The organism is Microcoleus sp. OTE_8_concoct_300 (assembly GCF_031383065.1).
Lineage (GTDB): Bacteria > Cyanobacteriota > Cyanobacteriia > Cyanobacteriales > Microcoleaceae > Microcoleus.
In genome coordinates this window covers 10,868-29,556 of record NZ_JANMZH010000486.1, presented here as the reverse complement: position 1 = coordinate 29,556, position 18,689 = coordinate 10,868, and the positions used below count along the sequence as shown (strand labels likewise).

Sequence of the window (18,689 nt, the reverse complement as noted above, 5' to 3'; positions counted from 1 at the left end):
TGAAAATAATTGCGAGGCGAATGACATGGAGGCCGATCGAATTCTGAGGCAATATGCGGCCGGAGAAAGAATTTTTCGAGAGATTAACCTCGCCGGGGCCGACTTAAAAGGTGTAAACCTCAGCGAGGCTAACTTTACCCGAGCGAATTTCCAAGACGCAAACCTCAAAGGCGCTAACCTGACGGGAGCGAACTTGCGCGAGGTGAAATTGTCAGGAGTGGACATGACGGAAGCCTACCTCAGCGAAGCCAATCTGATCGGTACCGATTTGAGCCGCGCCAATCTCAGCGGGGCTAACCTGATCGGAGCCAACCTGCGCGGCTCAATGGCCAGAGAAGTCAACATGACCAAGGCTAATTTGACCGAAGCTAATTTGACCGAAGCCAACTTTACCGAAGCGAATTTGTTTGCTGCCAACTTAACCGACGCTAGCATGATTCGCATTAATTTGATGAAAGCCAATTTGAGTTGGTCAAATCTCAAAGCGGTAAACCTGACAAATGCCATCCTCAGCGAGGCGCTTTTAGAAAGAGCTAATCTGAGTCAGGCAATTCTCAGTGGGGCGATGCTGAGCCGGGCTAACCTGACTGGTGCAGACTTGCGCCAAGTAACGATGGTTGGAGCTAATCTCACCGAAGCTAATCTGAGCAATGCTAATTTGAGAGTTGCTAATGTCAGTTGGTCAACGCTGCGCGCTGCTAACTTGAGCGGTGCTAATTTGTACCGGGCTAAGCTTTGCTGGTCTAATTTTAGCGCGGCTATTTTGGCGGAAGCGGTTTTGATTGATGCTAATGTCAATCGAACTAACTTCCGCGATGCAGATTTGAGGCGGGCAATTATGCCGGACGGCACAACTAATGAGTTTTGAGTTTTGAGTTTTGAGTTTTGACTTGTGAATTTTGAGTTTTGAGTTTTGAGTTTTGACTTGTGAATTTTGAGTTTTGAGTTAAAATTTCTACTCATAGTAAAAGCTAAAATCTGATGACTGTCAGCGAATTATGGATTCTGGGTGCGGCCGGACTTTTTGCCGGAATTCTAGCGGGATTTTTGGGTATCGGCGGCGGTACGGCGATCGTGCCTTTGTTGGTGGCTCTCAATTACCCCCCGGTGCAAGCAGTTGCTACTAGCGGTTTGTCGATCGTCATTACAGCTATTTCTGGCAGCATCCAGAATTGGCGCATGGGCTACCTCAGCTTGAGTCAAGTCGCAGGCATCGGATTTCCAGCCGTCATCACAGCACAAATCGGTGCTTATTTGGCGGGGATATTTCCCCCTTACTTGCTGTTACTTACTTTTGGGCTGTTGCTGTGGCTGAATATTTATTTGATTGAAGTACGATCGCGCCTGACAGCTAAGGAGAAAGCGGAACCTGAACTTGGCGAACTAGCAGGACAAGCGGGAGAAGGGGAAAATCCTCAATTACCAATTACCAATTACCAACTACCAAAAAATTCAAATATTTTATTCCATCCTACTTTGGCTAAAATTGCTACCGGCAGTGCTGCGGGTTTATTAGCGGGTTTGTTTGGAGTAGGCGGCGGCGTGATTATGGTTCCCCTGCAAATTTTGCTGTTAGGAGAAAGCCTTAAAACCGCAATTCAAACGAGCTTGGGCGTCATTGTCATCACGGCAATTTCAGCGACGGCGGGACACGCGGCGCGCGGGAATGTTTTGTGGGTTGCGGGGTTGATTCTCGGCGGCGGCGGTTTGTTGGGCGTGCAGGTGAGCACGCGGTTTTTGCCGAGATTGCCCGATCGTATTGTTAGTTTAGCTTTTCGATCGTTCTTGGCTGTGTTATCGATTTATGTTTTCTGGCAAGCTTGGCAAAAATTTAGTAACGGGTAATTGGTAATTGGTAAGGTGCGCGGCCGGGCCGGCACCCTAGGAAGGACTGGGGTTCGGTGCGCCGGGCCCAACACCCTAGGAAAAACTAATAACTAACGACTAATTTGCTGATAGTTTCTTCACGGCGCGAGTCAGACGCTGCAAATAAGGCTTGACAATTTCTTGATTTTGCCGCTGCAACTCGGAAACTTGCTGCTGCAAATGCTGAATCTCGGTTTGCAGCATTCCTGTGTCTATTGTGGGGCGATCGAGCAAATCCTGCAATTGCTTCAGAGAACCTTGGATTTCATTCAAGTCTACTTCGTTCGATCGCTCCTGTAACTGAGCTGTAATAGTTTTAACTTCAGTTAACTTTTCGCCCATCAATAACAATCGGACGTTGACATTTTCCCAATCATGCTCTCTCAGGGCGCTATTTTCCAAAATCCGGACTTTTTGCTGCAAATCCGACAGTTGCGTGTTGAACTCCTGAGAATCGGCAGGAAGGGCCTGCGCTTGGCGTTCGAGTCCGGCTACGGCAGCTTGTACCTCGGCGATGGTCCCGGATTCCAAGCCGCTTAGTTTCTGCTGCAAGTCCCAGACAGCAGTGTAGAGTTCCGCAGGTTCTCCAGGTAGTATCTGAAGTTGCCGAGAGCGACCTTCTACGGAGGCCTGTACCTCCGCAACCGCAGAATTTGCCTTTTGTTGCATTTGTTGCTCGAAACGCTGGCGATTGGCGAGATTCAGCGATAGTGCTGCGGTTAAGGGGGCGGCAGCGTAGAGAATTTGGCCCGACAATCCTGCAGCAATCGTGCCAATCGCTGAACCGGCAACAGAGGCGTATTCTGCCAATTCTAGCCAGTCCGGCTGGTTTGGGGCACTTCTCAAAGCTGGGAATGATGCGTCTTCGATCTTCTGCATAGCCTTTTTGTCGTAGTCTGGTAGATTGCGATAGGGACATGATAAAAGCGATCGGGAAATAAATCAGGGCTATGGGTCAAAATTTAGGAATTGTGCTGTTTTTATTGACCGAAAGCATCCAGGATACAAGCCCCCAGATTCATTCCGAAAGCAGAGTCAGGACCGGTGAAATAAAAAACCTGTATCCGAGAAACTTGCCCCCCGAATTTATCCGTGGGGTCAATGCTTCAATTCTTTAATCTAAAATCTAAAATCTAAAATCGATTGACCTCCTACCTTCTGCCGAAAGGCTTTTGCTTTCAAAACGGTCAGTATCAGGTAAAATTCAAAATAAGTCGATCGCTCAACAGTTAACCGATAACCGTTAACCGCCGTCTGTCAGGAGTATACAGAAAATGGGTCTTAAGATTATTGAAAGCTACGATGCCAGTTTTGTCCTCGAACCTGATGCTAAAACAGCACTGTCGGGTTTATTAACCGGTGAAAGCTTTCTCCAACAAGTAGCGCTACAATTGCAGTGCTCGCGCATTGAGTTTGCCGAGTTATTTTTTCAGCCCGTCCCTTACAGCAGCGAGACGCCGAAGGGAATGCCTGCTGAATTTGAAAAGTATCACGAATCGAGCGATTTTGCGATCGTCAACGTCCCGCCTAATTTCATGTTCCAAGCCAAAATATTTAAACCCAGCCGCCTCTGTGCCGTTTATCGCGTTTTCAAGAGTTAGGTCAAGGCTGGTTAATCTGTGGTTTAATCTAAAATCTAAAATCTAAAATCTAAAATCGGATGACAGAAGACATTCACTCTCTCGCCAGCTTAGAATTCATTCCCTACATTGACTCCGAGGGGAAATTGCCCGAATTTATCCAGGGAAAAATTGGCGTTTACGCGATTTTTGACAACGAGAAAGTCCTGCAATTTGTCGGTTATTCTCGCGATATTTACCTCAGCCTCAAACAGCATTTGGTACGCCAAACCCAATATTGCTACTGGCTGAAAGTCCAAACTATCGAGAAACCCAGCCGCACTATTCTAGAAAGCATCCGATCGAGTTGGATTGCCGAAAACGGTTCCCAACCCCAAGGCAATGGTGCCGATGCTGCCAAGTGGAACGATCCCATCGACACCAAAACTGTGATGACTGCCCAAGAAACGGCAAATTATGAAGGTATCTTGGCCGATGAAGTTGCTAAAGATAAATTGTTGAAAAATGTAGCGCGGCGGGTGGAAAATGAAATTTTATCGCTGCTGAAAGCTCGCGGTGTGACTGAAGAAATCCGGTTTAATCCTAAGCTGAAAACGAGCGGATTGCTGGATTTAAAGTAAATACAACAGTCCTGACTGCGAACCGTAGGAAAACAGCATTACCGCGCCGGACACGGCATTGCCGTGTCCCTACAGATGCTCGGGTACAATCTATCTGATATATTCCCTTTTAATATCAATTCCGGTTATATCGGAATGATTAAACCACAGAGGGCACAGAGGACACAGAGAAAGAGAAGAGAGAGATGCATAATTCTGATGTCAACGGATTTGATATAACAGGGGGAGTTGCTTCGTAATTCATATCTAGTCTGGTAAAATAACCTTTATAGGTTTTTAGTGAGTACGACCGTCCAAGGGGGTTTTATCAGGACGGTCGTACCCACTACGAACCCGAGCTAATACCATTTCTCTTTTGTTTCGGGATGGATGAGAGCTAGTATTTGATTGAACTCAAACTCGTTAGCCAATGCGGCTAAAGCGCTAGCTAAAGCGTCATTTCGATCGCGAATTTGCTCAATTTGGATCAGAATTAACTCTAAATCGCACTCAATTGTGGCTTTCTCTAAAGCTGCCAGCCAATCTGCGGGTAAAGCTGCAAGAGTCTCTGGAGTCGCAGCCTCGATTTGAGTTGACTCGGGCACACTCTCCGGTTCATCGTAAATGTAACGCACTCCGAGATGTTTGTGCAGGGTGGCAAAGATTTCTGTATCTCGAAATGGTTTGTGGATAAAGTCATCGCAATCATCTGATACAGTAACGGTTCCCGCTTCCTCTACCTTAGCCGCACTCACGGCAATAATTGCGGTAGCTGAACCTTTAACGGTGGCTTTAATGCGTTTCGTCGCTTCATATCCATCCATCACCGGCATCCACATATCCATAAAAATTAAGTGCGGCTCAAAACTCGACCACGCTTCCATAGCTTCTAGCCCGTTGCTGGCTTCTTTGAGTTCAAAGTCAAAGACAGCCAGCAGTTTGATTAGCAGTTGGCGGTTGTACGCGCTATCGTCCACAATCAAAATACGATAGCGCGGTTGATTGGGTTCCAGAGCTATCACCCGACGCGGTGGCTGTACGGGTTGAATGACCGTCGCATCAACGGCGCTGACGGGGATATCAAAGGCGAAGGTGGTGCCGGAGTGCACTTTGCTACGCACAGTAATCAGGCCGCCCATCAGCTTGATAAACTGTTGGCTGATAGCCAGCCCCAAGCCTGTTCCCTGCTGAGATGTTACCCCTGTTTTGGTTTGCACAAAGGCTTGAAAAAGCTTATCTAACTCATCGGTCGCCATGCCGGAGCCAGTGTCTTCTATTTCAAAATGTAATAGGTAATTACTGATTGGTAATTGCTGATTTTCATGCTCTATAGCCGAGCTTACTCTGACCGTAATGCCTCCTTCTTTCGTAAACTTAATGGCGTTAGAAAGCAGATTAATTAAAACTTGGCGCAACTTAAGTTGATCGGTTTGCACGTATTCGGGGAGCTCGCTAGAGCAGTCAAATATTAACTGCAATTTTTGCTCCCGTGCCTGGAGTTGAAACATCTCTTCCACCTCGTTCAGCAGGCTGGTTAATTTAAAGCCTGTTGGGTTGAGGGTAATGCGTCCGGCCTCTATTTTGGCTAAATCTAATATTTGATTGATCAGAGCTAGCAAGTGTTCTCCGCTGCGGTTGATGATGCGGATATTTTCGTGTTGTTCGCGAGTGAGGTTGGTAGAGCGCTGCATCAATTGCGAGAATCCCAGAATTGCGTTTAGCGGGGTGCGGAGTTCGTGGCTCATATTTGCCAGGAAAGTGCTTTTGGCGAGGTTGGCGGCTTCTGCTGCCCAGGTGGCTTGTTGGAGCTGTACTGCTTGCTGTTGAGTGGCTTCGAGCAATTGAGCTTGTTGTAAGGCGACTCCCAGTTGAGTGCTAATTTGCCGCGCAATATTGATTTCTGCTTCGCGCCAAGTGCGGGGTACAGAATTTTGATAGCTGGCGAGCAAACCCCAAAGTTGATTGCCGCAAAATATGGGGAAAATAACGTAGGCTCTAGCTTGAAATTGCTCTAACATTTCCAGGTAACAAGGACTCAAGCCAGCGCTGTATATGTCTTCACTTATGCGGTAAGGAACGCCTCTAGCATACATACCGCCTTGATTTTTTTGTAGATGGGTATCCCGCACTGGCTCAGGGCAGACTTGCATAGTTTTAACGGTACAGCGAGAGTCTTCGACGAGATTGTTTGGCCAATTAAAATCCTTGGGTTTTTGCATCAGAGACATCCAGCCCGGACCCATTGACTCGGCCACAAATTCCCCGCTCCAATCAGGATTAAAACGATAGATACTGACACGATCGCATTTTATGGTTTGTCGCAGTTCAGAGGTTGTGGTTTGGAATATTGTGTCAATATCTAAGGATTGACGGATGTGATCGATCGATCGGGCGATGGCTTGTTCTCTCTGCGCGCTTTCTCGTAAAGCTGACTCGGCTTGTTTGCGTTCGCTAATATCCAACACAGTGCCGAACAAACGCATCAACTGCCCTTTTTGATCGTAAACCGGTTTCCCTCTGAATTCTATGTAACAGAGCGAGCCATCTCTTCGGATTAGCCGCAGATCTATTTCAAAGCTTTGTCCATTCATAGCTTGCTCCCGAACCATTGTGAGATAGCGCGATCGATCTTCTGGATGAAAGCGCTCGATTAATTGTTCGGTTGGCAGCGGTTTTTGAGTCGGATCGAGTTCGTAAATGCGATAGAGTTCTTCACTCCAAGTGGTGGTGGTTGTGGCGATATCGTGTTCCCAACTGCCAATGCGGGCAATTTTTTGGGCTTCGAGCAGTCGGGATTCTGCCAACTGGCGATCGCTAATGTCGCGCGCTACCCAAACCGCGGAGCTATCGGACAGCGGCGAAATTTTAGCAGCAAACCAAACTTCTTGGTTATTAATCCACAGACTGTAATCAAAACTAATAGTTTGTTTGGTTTCCAATGCCTGTCGAACCTGAGCGAAATAAATTTCCTCGCTTTCCTTCTGAATAAATTGTTCGATGATGGAGTCGCTCTGATTCGTCTGATAGTTGTATAAAAAAATCCCCTTTGTGGGTATAATTTGGATGGTTTTTTCGGCGGAGTCTAAAATTAATACAATATCTGTGATCGACTCAAATATTTTCATAATTTGGTCGCTCGAAGTAAAAAACTTTTGTTCTAGCAATTGGCGATCGGCAATTTCATATTGTAATAGTTCGTTAGCACTAGCTAAGGCGCAGGTACGTTCGGCAACTTCGGCTTCTAAAGTGCGATTGTAGTCAGTTAAGGTTTTTTCAGATTGTTTGCGCTGTGCGATGTTAGAAAAAGCATTGATGGCATAAATAATGTTTCCGCCTGCGTCGAAAATTGGTGCGGCGCGCACCTCAAGAGGAATTATTTCGCCATCTCGATGAAGTTCTAAATCTTCACAGAACACAGTTTCGCCCCGCAGCGCTCGGAATGCGGGCAGTTCTTCAGTTGGATACGGCTGGTTTTGGCGGTAGATTTGATAAACTTCTACTGCTTCTTCTAAAGTCACGTCGGGGATATTTTCTACGCCGCTCAAACGCTTGGCAATTTGGTTTAAGTACACGAGTTTTCCCGAGGCATCGTGGATAGATACTCCCGCAGGTATGGCTTCTAAAAATTGCTTGAGTTGGCTCTCGCTGTGCTCTAAGGCTTCATTTAAAGATTTTTGGTCTGCAAAAGCCTGTTGAAGTTGGGCTGCCATTTGATTGAAGGAATTGGCGAGTTCTCCGACTTCATCCCAGCGTCTAATTTCTAAAGGTTGATCCCATTCTCCTTTGGCAACATTTTTGGCGGCGGTATTCAAGCGCATAATTGGCTTTGTCACCCAACGGGAAGTCAACAATCCGATCGCGATCGCCAGCCACAGCGTACCAGCACACAACCACAATGTGTTGCGCGTATTTGCTTGAAGGCGATCGATGAAATCAGACTCTGGCACCACCACCACAATCAACCAATCCAAGCCACGGGCATCTCGATAAGGAGTGACGCGGACAAACTGCCGTAGCTTGCGGGGCGGGACGCCATCGCGCTTGCTAGCCAGGGTAAATTGCTGGGTTGTTTGCAGCGTGCGGAAGTTGCCAAATCGGTTGGCGAGTTGTCGAGCAATATCTCGCGTTCGGGTATCCTTGCTGTTGGTGGCTCGCAGTGGCGTCGGTTGCTTTTTTGCTGGCGCCACCAGGGGTGTTTCTAGTGTGGATGTGGCAACCAGATTGCCCGATCGATCCATAATAAAAGTGTGTCCCGACCCAGAGAAGCGCAGCCGAGCCAGAAAGGTATTGATTGCCGAGGGCCCATCATTATCGGTGAGGCGATCGCTAATCCGTTCTCCTACTTGTTCGATTAGCTGATGCGCTACATCCTCGACTGCTTCCTGACCGCTTGTGAAAGAAAGAAAGCTCACTAGCGCGACGGCGCTGACTGTTTGCAAAACAAAGGGAACAATCAGAACCGCTCGCAGGGGAAGCTTGCTGAAAAGTTTGGCGACTGGGCGGTTGAGGGGATAAATGGGCATGGGTGTCAGGGAATTGCGCTGGTAATCGAATTTTAACTGCTGTAGTCTGCCTTTCCGGACAATTGGCGCGCCCTACAGGCTCGGAAATTTTCCTCCGGGTTCAATATAGCCAACTACTAGGGAAGATTGGGCGGGACTGTCAAAATATGCTTCTGTCAGTTCTGTTGCTAGCTGTTTGGCATTTGATTGATTGCTACTGACAAAAACTGTCATTATTTTTATAGATTTTTTTGGTTTTTCGGCAATTATATCGTTAATTAAAAGCTGTATAAAGGGCTTAGTAGTTGGCAGAGAACTACCCATTTTCAACAATTCCCGATGGATGGTACAACCGAAATTGAGATAATTAATCTGCGTTAATCTGTGTTAATCTGCCCTCATCTGCGGTTAAAAAAAGATAATTTCTTTAACGCAGATGACAATGGATTGACGCAGATTCACGCAGATTAAGAGAAGAGAGATAGGAATAATTCCGATGCTAACAGATTTGATATAACAAACTACCTAATGCAAATTTGTTAACTTAGCTAAAACGGTGGCGAAGAGAGCGGGATCGATCGGCTTTGTTAAGTGTTCATCGTAACCGGCGGCGATCGCCCGATCGCGGTCTTCTTCGCTAGCATAAGCTGTCAGCGCCACGGCCGGCAAGCGCTTGATTTTGTCGGATGCCGACGATCGCACTTTGCGGATCAGCCAGTAGCCGTCTGACGCGGGCATACCGATATCGCTGACTAAAATATGCGGCGGCGACTGCTGTAAAATGTCGATCGCCTCTGCAGCCGAAGCAGCAGCAGTCGCACTCGCCCCGAAGTATTCTAGCGCAACCATCAAAAAATCGCGGTTGTCGGGTTCGTCGTCAACTACCAACACCTTTAAACCTGCCAAAATACCCGGACGCATTTGATCGGATTTCTTTTCCCCTCTCAACGGAGGCTGCCGACTCCGACGCTGCTTGAGAGGCAGTTTCACCGTAAATGTCGCCCCCTTGTTTATACCAGGACTTTCCGCAGTCACAGTGCCGCCGTGGAGTTCCACCAAGTGCCGGACGATCGCCAATCCCAGGCCCAAACCGCTGTCAGCCCTAGTAATCGAGCCGTCTGCTTGTCGGAAGCGATCGAACACGTAGGGCAGAAACTCTTTGGAAATGCCCTTTCCGGTATCGCTGACAGTAATTTGCAGGTAATTAGGTGATGAGGAATCGGTAACACCTACTGCAGATAAGCGCAGTTCCACAGTTCCCCCCGAAGGCGTAAACTTGACGGCGTTAGTCAGCAAATTCCACACTACCTGCTGCAACCTTTTGGCGTCGCCCCACATCAAGCCGACTGCAGGGTCCAATTCTGAGGAAACGGTGACAGACTTGGCGGAGGCCGCGAAACGAACTGAATTCTGAGCCTCCTCGATCGCCCTTACCATGTAGAACCAGCCCTGTTTGAGATCCAGCTTGTTTTGAATAATCCGGGAAACGTCGAGCAAATCTTCCACTAGCTGCATCTGCACCCTCGACTGACGCTCGATCGCTTCCAAACCACCAGCTAAATCCTCTTCAGTGTACGGGCGGGCGCGCAGCCTCTGCGCCCAGCCCAGGATCACATTTATAGGCGTGCGCAATTCGTGGGAAAGAGTGGCTAGAAACTCGTCTTTCAGGCGGTTGATGGCTTCTGCTTGGGCCCGCGCGGCCTGTTCGCGATCGAGCAACTGAGCGCGTTCTGCCTCGACTTGCTTGCGATCGCTGATGTCGGCGACGATCGACAGACAGTTGATGTTGCCGTTGCTGTCGCGGACTGGAGTTGCCCACACAGCGAGGTCGATCGAAGTGCCGTCTTTCCTTTGGCGCTGGGTTTCCATTCCGGCGATCGGGTTTCCTTCGCGAATTCCTTTCAAATTCGCCATGAATTCCTCCCGCTTGTCTGGGGGAATGCTGGGCACAAATTGACCTACCGCCTCTGATTCGGACCAGCCAAAAATCCTTTCGGCGGCTGGGTTCCACATTTTCACAGTGCCGTCGTCGGCACTGAAAACGGTAATTGATAGGGGACAAGCCTGAATCAAGGCTTCTAAAGTTTGATCGATCTGCGATCGCGCTGCTTCTGCTTGTTTGCGATCGCTAATATCGACGTTCACCCCGATCATCCGCAAAGGCAAACCCCCATCGTCGGGAAACACCTTAGCCCTGCAAGCAATCCAGCCCACACTTTTGTCCCGGCGGCAGATGCGGAACTCAATGTTTAATTCCTCCCCGGAGGCCCTGGCAGCCTTTACCTGCTTTTGAATAACAGGGAGATCGTCTGGATGCAGCATTTGGGCCCAACTTTCATAGTTGTCGATACCGCCCGGCGGCAGCCCGTACAAAGCCTCTAACTCCGGCGTACACGCGATCTCGTTGGTTTCGACGTTCCATTCAAAAGTTCCGATTTTGCCTGCTTGCTGAGCGATTTGCAGCCGTTCTTGATTCTTTTTGAGTTCTGCTTCCACCCGCGATATCTCGGTCAAGTCGATGAAGAATGCGACGATCGTCTCTGATCCGCGATCGTCCTGGCCCAGAGTCGTCGCGCCCATCAGAAGTGGTACGCGGCTGCCATCTTTGCGGATGTACTCTTTCTTGAAAGGAGTTGCGACTCCCTTAGCCCGCAGTTCCCCGACCGCCTTGGCATCGAGGTACAGGTATTCGGGGGGGGTCATCCTGTCCCACGGTATGTTACCGGAGAGCATATCTGAGCGGGTGTAGCCGACCATATTGAGCAGGGATTCGTTAGCGTAGGTGATGCGGCCGCTAAGATCGCCGATCGCGACTCCGAAAATATTGGACTCGATCAGCCGCCGGAATATGGCTTCGCTTTGCTGAATTATCCGTTTTGCTTGGTTGCGATCGGTGATTTCGGCAACCACGGTGCTGACTCCCAGCAGTGTTCCTGAGTCATCGATCGCGGGGTAAAAGCTGATTTGCCAATCCCGCAAAACTCCCGGCTGTTGCGGGGTTTCGGCCTTAATTTCCCAGTCTAGCACGGGGGTTTGCGTCGCCAGCACTTGGCGGTAAATCCGCTCTACCATATCGGCCATTTCCGGAATCGCTTCTCTAACGGTGCGCCCGAGGTGCTCTGCGATCGAGCGGCCGTTCATCTGAGCGAGGCATTCGTTGATGCGGATGTAGCGCAAATTGGTATCGACAAAGCACAGCCCGACCGGTGTGGTGTTGTAAACTAAGTCGAGTTCTGCTAGTTGGTGGCGAAGGCGTATTTCGTTTTCTTGAAGTTGGTTTTGGGCTTGTTTGCGAGCCGTGATATCTAGTACGAAGAATGCTCCTTTGTCTGTACATCCTTGGAAGTTTCCGCCCCCGACTAAAACTGGGAAGCGCGTGCCGTCTTTGCGGAGGTATTCTTTTTCAAAAGGCGCGCAACTTCCTGCGGCTGCGACTTGCGCGACGGCGATGCGATCGAGTTCTGCGTATTCCGGCGGCGTGATATCGCGCCAGCGAATCTGTCCCGAAACTAAGTCTTCCCTCGTATATCCAATCATTTCCAGCAAGGCGTCGTTAGCGTCAGTAACTTCGCCGTTGGCATCCCAGAAACCGATGCCTATCATGTTAGATTCTACCACGCTGCGGAATCGCATTTCGCTTTCCCGCAAAGCTAATTCTGTTTTTTTTGCTGCGGTAATATCTGTGATAATTAGCCCGACTCCGATTATTTCTCCCCTATCATTTTTCACTGGGTAGTAGTTGGCGAGCCAGTAGCCGAAATATCCGGGTTTTCCAGGAGGTTCGCCGCTAATTTCTACGTTTAAAACAGGCTGACCGGTTTCTAAAACTTGCTCAATAATTAAACAAGTTTTGGCTGCGGATTCTGGCAACAATTCCCGGAAGTCTTGACCGATATGCTGTTGAGCAGACAAACCGTGGAGTTCTGCTAAGACGTGATTGATATGGATGAAGCGCATTTGGCTATCGAGAAAGCAAATCGCTAGGGGAGATGCTTCTAACAACGCGTCAATTAAGGCTAAGGATTGCGCTGTTTGAGATAGTGCTTGCTGCGCTTCTGTGTAAAGTCTGGCGTTGTCTAGGGCGATCGCCACACGGTATGCTAAATCTTCTAGCATTGCCATGTCTTCTGCACTGTAGCGGCGGCCCAACTTCGAGGTAAAGCAAGTGATCGAACCCATTACCCGCCCGCGAGCCTTCAGCGGTACACAAGCGTGAGAGCCGATATTGAGCGATTCCCTACGGGATAGCTTCGCTTCACGCAATTTTTCCTTTTCTGCTGCATTTTCGGTGACTGCTGCTAAAATTTCCTCATCCACTTCGGCAATTAGTTCGGATGTTCCGGTGCGGATTACCAGCGGATAGCCGTTAACAGCATTGTCGGCGATCGGGTTTCGGATTCTGAAGCTATTAATAGTATCAATCGTGGACGGTTCTGCGTGAGCCACAGCGACTAGACGCACTTTTGAGTCGGTTTCGGTCAAATGAATGCAGCACCCGTCCGCGATCGAATTTACTGCTAATTCTGCTACCTTTTGCAGCACCGTTTCCCCGTCAAACGCAGCAGCGAGCATTTTGCTGACATCTGCTAAAAATGCCGAGCGCTGCTGTTCTATCTCCGCTTTTTCCCTCGCTGCGTGCTCGATTGTTAACTGCAATCTTTGAGTTTCTGCAAGTTTTAGTTCTGTGATATCGCGGGCGACAATTAAGGCCGATTCTGGTACGCCGTCTTTGTCAAATTCTGGAACTACGCGGGATTGATAAGTTCTGATCCCGTTGGTTGAGAAGGCCTGAAATTCGATGATTTCTTCTCGACCTTTTTCTAACACTTTGTGCAGGGTTTCCTCCCACATCTGGCACAGTTCGGGCGGCATTCCTATTGCTTGACTGGTTTTACCTAAGAAGAATGAAACTGGTTTTCCTTGGGTTCTTTCAACTGCTTGATTGACATAAATATAACGCAGTTCTTTGTCAGCGCGGATAATGATATCTGGCGTATTTTCTAGCAGCGTTCTCAGTTGCTGTTCGTTGCTTTTCAAAGCTGCTTGCGCTTGTTGTCTTTCGGTAACATCTCTCACCGTGCCCACGTATCCGATGAGTTCGCCGGAGTCCGAGAACATCCGCGAGGCACAAACGTTAATCCAGCGCACAATTCCCTCTGGTGTTTGCAGGCGATACTCGATCGCATATTCCCCACCTTCCCGAGTATAATCCAACCATCGGGCCAATACCCGATCTCCGTCTTCCGGGTGAATGCAATTCTCCCAACCGTCTCCTAAAAGTTCTGCCAAACTCAACCCACAAATAGCCTGACAGCGAGGGTTTGCATAGGTGTAGCGCCCCTCAAAATCAGCCATAAAAATGCCGACCGGCGAACAGGAACTTAAACAGCGAAATCGTTCTTCTTGAGCTTGCAGCGCTTCTTTAGCTACTGTCAGTTCGGCTGTGCGTTGTTTGACGCGGCTTTCTAGCTTAGTGTAGGATAAAGCCAGGGCTATTTCTGCTTCTTTGCGGTCAGTAATATCTATGCCAGTTGCTATCACATATTCTACCAAACCCTCCCCATCTGTCGTCACAGTATTCGACCAAGAAATTAAGCGTTTCGAGCCGTTTTTACTGCGCCAATAGTTTTGATATTCGCTGTTAAAATGTTCGCCGCTGAGTTTGGTAAAAACTGTTTTAACTGGTTCTATTTCTTCGGGAATCAAGAACAAATCCCAAACATATTTATTAATAACTTCTGCTGTCGAGTAGCCTGTAGTTTTTTCGCAAGCTTGGTTGAAGCGGAGAATCCGTCCTTGGCTGTCGAGCACTACAATCAAGCAAGCCGTCGTGTCAATTACTTTTGAAATAATCTTACGTTCTACTTCTAGTTTTCTTTCTGCGGACTTTAAGCCAGCATACCAAGCGCTAACCATTGCAGCCGCCAAAAGTAAGATTGCAGGAGCTGCCTTGAATGAAAACAGTAACAGAGTTGTCAGCATTAAAGCCGTGTCGGCACTCAATGTAGCAATGCTGTAAGAATTAATAGGTAAGGGCAAGACCTGAAACCGACTCATTTTTGTTGACCTGTAGCGATGGCGCGATCGCACTATTGCTTATGTCGATGAAACAACTTAGTGAAAACTAAGTTAAAACTTATCTATTTTTTCTCTACAGAACCACATTTGTCAGTGCTGTGCCATCTTCCCCGAGACAGATTTGCAGCGGGATTAGTGGTGGATAAACTGCTATTGTAGATGAAGGGACAAATTCGATCGGCTAATTTCTGGGAGCAATAAGCGAGTGAATCACAAGCTGGCAAGAATTATCGGATTATTTTTCACAGCCGCCACCGTCTTTGGGTTAATCGGTTACGCGGTTCAAAATTTTAACTTTGCCAGCAACTCAGGGATATCGATCGGCTTCCCCAATCTTACCATGGCGGCTGTCGGGGCGATCGACAACAAACGATCCCAAATCTATCTCAACGGAACTTGGCAATTTGTCCCCGCAGTTGGCAACCCCCAAAACCCCCCCGTCTCCCCAAGTTGGGGTTCCATCTGGGTGCCAGGAGACTGGCAAAAAGAAACAAGCGAATCCGTACCCGGAATCATCACTCGCGGCAGCGGCAAAGATTGGGAAAACTTCAACAGTAAACAACTATCAAAAGCTTGGTATCAGAGAAATATAGACATTCCCCGCGACTGGACAAACCGCCGAATTTTTATCGACTTAGCCAGAGTCAGCACCGATGCAGTCATCTTTGTCAACGGTATTAACTGCGGTGAAATCCCATGGCCCTACGGCACTATTGAAATTACCAAAGCAGCAAAACCCGGTCAAAACACCCTATCTATTTTAGTTGTGGCAGTATCCGACGAAAAGGACAAAGCCGTCATCATGGGGCCCACAGAAATATACACAGAAAAATCCAAGTTGCTATCGCGGGGAATCATCGGCGAAGTGCGGGTTTTCAGCGTTCCCCCAGGCCCACTAATTAGCGACCTATTCGTTCAAACTTCCACCCTGAAAAAGCAAATTAAATTAGATGTAGAACTCAAAGACGTTGCCCAAAGCGGTCAAGTTGAACTAATCGCGCAAATGCTCGACGAAAAAGGCAAAGTAGAACAAAAATTCACCGGAACTGCCAAGGTTCAAGCTAAACCAACTCAAACCGTACAAGTCCAGTGGAATTGGCCAAATCCCCGCCTTTGGGATGTCGGCAAACCCAACCTTTACACCCTGCAATTAGAAGTAAAAGGCAGCGGCATTGACACCCAATACGACCAACCTTTTGGCTTCCGCGAATTTTGGATAGAAGGGCGCAAATTTTTCTTAAACGGAACCGAATTGCGGCTGCGGCCAAACTTGCACTCCGAGTCTTGGGAAGGCGGGACACTAGAAGTTTCTGACAGGCTAATTGACAACTATGTAAAAGCAGGTTTTAACATAACAGAAATGTGGCCTTGGAATCACGACGAACGGGGTAAATGGCACTTCCGAGAGTTATTTTCCGAAAGAGCAGACCTCAAAGGTTTTCCAATTATGGCTCCCGCTTTAGACATTAGTCCTATCGCTTGGAACGGCAAGTGGAGAAACCCCCTGTGGAAAAACCGCTGGAAAGCCCGAATGGTGACTGAAATGCGCCGCTACCGCAATCATCCATCAGTATTAATGTGGGCGACAATTCCTAATTTTTTCGGCCACGGTGACGACCAAAATCCCCGTCGCATCGGCAAAACTAAAGTAGAAGGAACTCTCAGTCCGTCGGACAACGAGCGTTTGCGGGTCAACACTCCCCTAGGAAATGACGCTATAGCGGCGATTAAATCCGCTGACCCCACCAGACCTGTGATGGTACACCAAGGCGCAAATTTCGGCGATGTTTATGCGCTGAATTCTTATTTAAATATGATTCCCTTGCAAGAACGGGAAGAGTGGATTTCTGAGTGGAGCAAAGCCGGGGAAAAGCCCTACATGGCAGTCGAGTTTGGCACTCCTCTGCACGCAACGATGATGCGGGGCCGCAAAGGTTTTGGTCAGGTGATTCTCAGCGAACCTTGGATGACTGAGTTTGCGGCAATTTATTTTGGCAAGCAGGCTTACGAGTTGGAAACTGCCGCTTATAAAACTAAAATTCGCGAGCAATTTGTCAAGGATCAGGAGTATCAAAGCTGGCATACTAAAAAAGAGTTAGATTTTGCACCAGCTTTTCAAAAGTTGCAGCAGTTATTCAGTACAAATACTTGGCGGAGTTGGCGGACTTTTGGAATGTCTGGGGGGATGATTCCTTGGAATGACGGACACGGTTGGGAAGTTTCCGAGGCTGGCCGAAAAAAGGTGGATATTGGGGCATTTCAACCTGGTCGCCGCGGAGTTTATTTGAAGCAAGTCTCGAATCATCGTTTGAATTATTTGCAGCCAGAAGCTTACACTGTTCAGCCTGGGGGCGAGGCAATTATGAAGAATAATAGCTCGACTTTGGCTTGGATTGCTGGTGCTAGCCCGGTTTTTACTGCGAAAGATCACAATTTGTTTGTGGGCGGAAAACTGGCAAAGCAAGTAGTGTTAATTAACGATACGCGGGCGCCACAAGAATTTTCGTTTAATTGGCGGGTTGTGGTGGGGGGGGAAGAAGTAAAAAAAGGCGATAAAACAGGGATAATTGCTCCGGCAGGGACGCTGTTTTTCCCAATAGATGTAAAATTACCAAATACCATTTCTAGCAAGGCTGACGGCGAAATTCGCTTGACTGCGCGAGTGGGCGATCGATCGCATTCTGATACATTTGCTTTCCGGGTTTTTGCCAATCAAGCCAAAAGCAAGGATACGCTGACAATCTTCGATCCAGCCGGCAAAACATCGGCAATGTTAAAACAGTTAGGTCATCCACTTGTACCGTGGAATGGTTCGCAAGTTTCATCGCTATTAATTATCGGTAGGGAAGCGTTTTCGAGCGGGGAAAAATTGCCGGGAAGTATAGAAAGTTTTGTGCAAAATGGCGGCAAAGCAATTGTGTTTCCTCAGGGTAGGGAATGGCTCGAAAATACAGGTTTCCGGGTTGCCCGCCATGTCAGCCGCCGCGCTTATCCAGTTGACAGCAACCATCCGGCAATTAGCGGTTTAGACAGTGAAGATTTACGGGATTGGGTGGGGGAAAGCACCCTGGTTGAACCTTATCCAGATACGATCCAAACTGGCCCTAATTTGAGTCCGGTAAATAAACCTTGGTACGGCTGGCGTTGGGGAAATCGCGGCGGTGTCAGTAGCGCTTCAATTGAGAAGCCGCACCGCAGCGGTTGGCGCCCCATTTTGGAATCAGAGTTTGATTTAGCTTATTCGCCGCTGATGGAATTGGATTACGGAAAAGGGCGGCTGATTTTAAACGAGTTGGACTTGGAAGACCATTATTCTGTAGATGCTGGGGCGGCGCAGTTAGTGCAACAAATTGTGAGTTACGGGATGAATTCTCCGGTACTTAGAAAGCCGGATAAAGTGGTTTTAATTGGGGGAGATGGGGATGCGCAGAAGTTGGACAGTTTGGGGGTAATTTATCAGCGCGCTAGTTCGCTTTCTAATGATGTTGGTTTGGCAATTGTGGGGACACAAGCGAATCTGAAAGATGCAGATTTGCGCGGTTATTTGAATGCTGGCGGGAAGGCGTTTTTCTTGCCGCGTCAAGTGCCTGTTGCGGGTTTGGGTGTGGGTTTGCAGCAAGCAAAGGATTTCGGGGGTTCGCTGGCGGTTCCGAGTTGGGATGAGGTGAAGGGAGTTAGTGCTTCAGATTTGCGATCGCGCTCTTTTTATGATACTTGGTTGATTAAGTCTGGGGGACAAATTGGTGCTGATGGTTTGTTAAGTCGGGTACAAGTGGGCAAGGGTGTGGCAATTTTCTCTCAGATTGAACCGGACAGTTTGAAGGCTGATACTAAGACTTATTTCCGTTTTACTCGCTGGCGGCAAACCAGGGCAAATGCTCAGATTTTGGCTAATTTAGGGGCTAGTTTTAAGGCGGATGGATCTGTGTTTAACGGTTCGAGTCGCGATTTTTATCACTGGGATTACAAGACAGATTTTGAGAATGGGGACGATCCTTATCGGTATTATAGATGGTAGGATTTTTTAACCGCAGATTAACACCGATTAACGCGGATGTTATGGA

9 protein-coding genes are annotated in these 18,689 nt (G+C 48.3%); 5 read left to right on the top strand and 4 right to left on the bottom strand.

Annotated elements, in window-relative coordinates; genetic code table 11:
* Window positions 1-25 precede the first annotated feature (25 nt).
* Together ACUVJL_RS22050 and ACUVJL_RS22045 are read left to right on the top strand one after the other, a co-directional pair.
* A complete protein-coding gene (locus ACUVJL_RS22050; RefSeq protein WP_445247796.1) occupies window positions 26-868 on the top strand; it encodes a pentapeptide repeat-containing protein in 843 nt (280 codons plus the stop codon).
* A gap of 113 nt (window positions 869-981) precedes the next feature.
* On the top strand, window positions 982-1,845 hold the full coding sequence (locus ACUVJL_RS22045; RefSeq protein ID WP_445247789.1) for a sulfite exporter TauE/SafE family protein: 864 nt from the start codon (window positions 982-984) through the stop codon (window positions 1,843-1,845).
* 99 nt (window positions 1,846-1,944) lie between these two features.
* Here the strand turns inward: ACUVJL_RS22045 and ACUVJL_RS22040 are convergent, their stop codons facing one another.
* Window positions 1,945-2,745, bottom strand: coding sequence for a hypothetical protein (locus tag ACUVJL_RS22040; protein ID WP_445247788.1), 801 nt, complete (start codon window positions 2,743-2,745; stop codon window positions 1,945-1,947).
* 395 nt (window positions 2,746-3,140) lie between these two features.
* On the opposite strand from ACUVJL_RS22040, the gene ACUVJL_RS22035 reads away from it, so the two are divergent.
* The gene (locus tag ACUVJL_RS22035) at window positions 3,141-3,467 is read left to right on the top strand and encodes a hypothetical protein (RefSeq protein ID WP_445247787.1); all 327 of its coding nucleotides are present in this window, start codon (window positions 3,141-3,143) and stop codon (window positions 3,465-3,467) included.
* A 59-nt stretch (window positions 3,468-3,526) separates the two neighbouring features.
* On the top strand, window positions 3,527-4,066 hold the full coding sequence (locus ACUVJL_RS22030; protein WP_445247786.1) for a GIY-YIG nuclease family protein: 540 nt from the start codon (window positions 3,527-3,529) through the stop codon (window positions 4,064-4,066).
* A gap of 338 nt (window positions 4,067-4,404) precedes the next feature.
* Here ACUVJL_RS22030 and ACUVJL_RS22025 read toward each other — a convergent pair whose 3' ends face one another.
* From ACUVJL_RS22025 to ACUVJL_RS22015, 3 genes are all read right to left on the bottom strand, one after another.
* Window positions 4,405-8,568 (bottom strand): ATP-binding protein, encoded by a 4,164-nt coding sequence (locus ACUVJL_RS22025; protein ID WP_445247785.1) that lies wholly within the window; start codon window positions 8,566-8,568, stop codon window positions 4,405-4,407.
* Window positions 8,569-8,640: 72 nt separating this feature from the next.
* Window positions 8,641-8,871: a hypothetical protein gene (locus ACUVJL_RS22020; protein WP_445247784.1), complete on the bottom strand. Its 231-nt coding sequence runs from the start codon at window positions 8,869-8,871 to the stop codon at window positions 8,641-8,643.
* A gap of 201 nt (window positions 8,872-9,072) precedes the next feature.
* Window positions 9,073-14,604: a PAS domain S-box protein gene (locus ACUVJL_RS22015; RefSeq protein WP_445247783.1), complete on the bottom strand. Its 5,532-nt coding sequence runs from the start codon at window positions 14,602-14,604 to the stop codon at window positions 9,073-9,075.
* A gap of 226 nt (window positions 14,605-14,830) precedes the next feature.
* Between ACUVJL_RS22015 and ACUVJL_RS22010 the strand changes: the two genes are divergently transcribed.
* Window positions 14,831-18,643 (top strand): glycoside hydrolase family 2 protein, encoded by a 3,813-nt coding sequence (locus tag ACUVJL_RS22010; RefSeq protein WP_445247782.1) that lies wholly within the window; start codon window positions 14,831-14,833, stop codon window positions 18,641-18,643.
* Window positions 18,644-18,689 lie beyond the last annotated feature (46 nt).

Coding starts and splice junctions, on each gene's coding strand:
- ACUVJL_RS22050 (WP_445247796.1), top strand. CDS start 26: ATGGAGGCCGATCGAATTCTGAGGCAATATGCGGCCGGAGAAAGAATT.
- ACUVJL_RS22045 (WP_445247789.1), top strand. CDS start 982: ATGACTGTCAGCGAATTATGGATTCTGGGTGCGGCCGGACTTTTTGCC.
- ACUVJL_RS22040 (WP_445247788.1), bottom strand. CDS start 2,745: ATGCAGAAGATCGAAGACGCATCATTCCCAGCTTTGAGAAGTGCCCCA.
- ACUVJL_RS22035 (WP_445247787.1), top strand. CDS start 3,141: ATGGGTCTTAAGATTATTGAAAGCTACGATGCCAGTTTTGTCCTCGAA.
- ACUVJL_RS22030 (WP_445247786.1), top strand. CDS start 3,527: ATGACAGAAGACATTCACTCTCTCGCCAGCTTAGAATTCATTCCCTAC.
- ACUVJL_RS22025 (WP_445247785.1), bottom strand. CDS start 8,568: ATGCCCATTTATCCCCTCAACCGCCCAGTCGCCAAACTTTTCAGCAAG.
- ACUVJL_RS22020 (WP_445247784.1), bottom strand. CDS start 8,871: ATGGGTAGTTCTCTGCCAACTACTAAGCCCTTTATACAGCTTTTAATT.
- ACUVJL_RS22015 (WP_445247783.1), bottom strand. CDS start 14,604: ATGAGTCGGTTTCAGGTCTTGCCCTTACCTATTAATTCTTACAGCATT.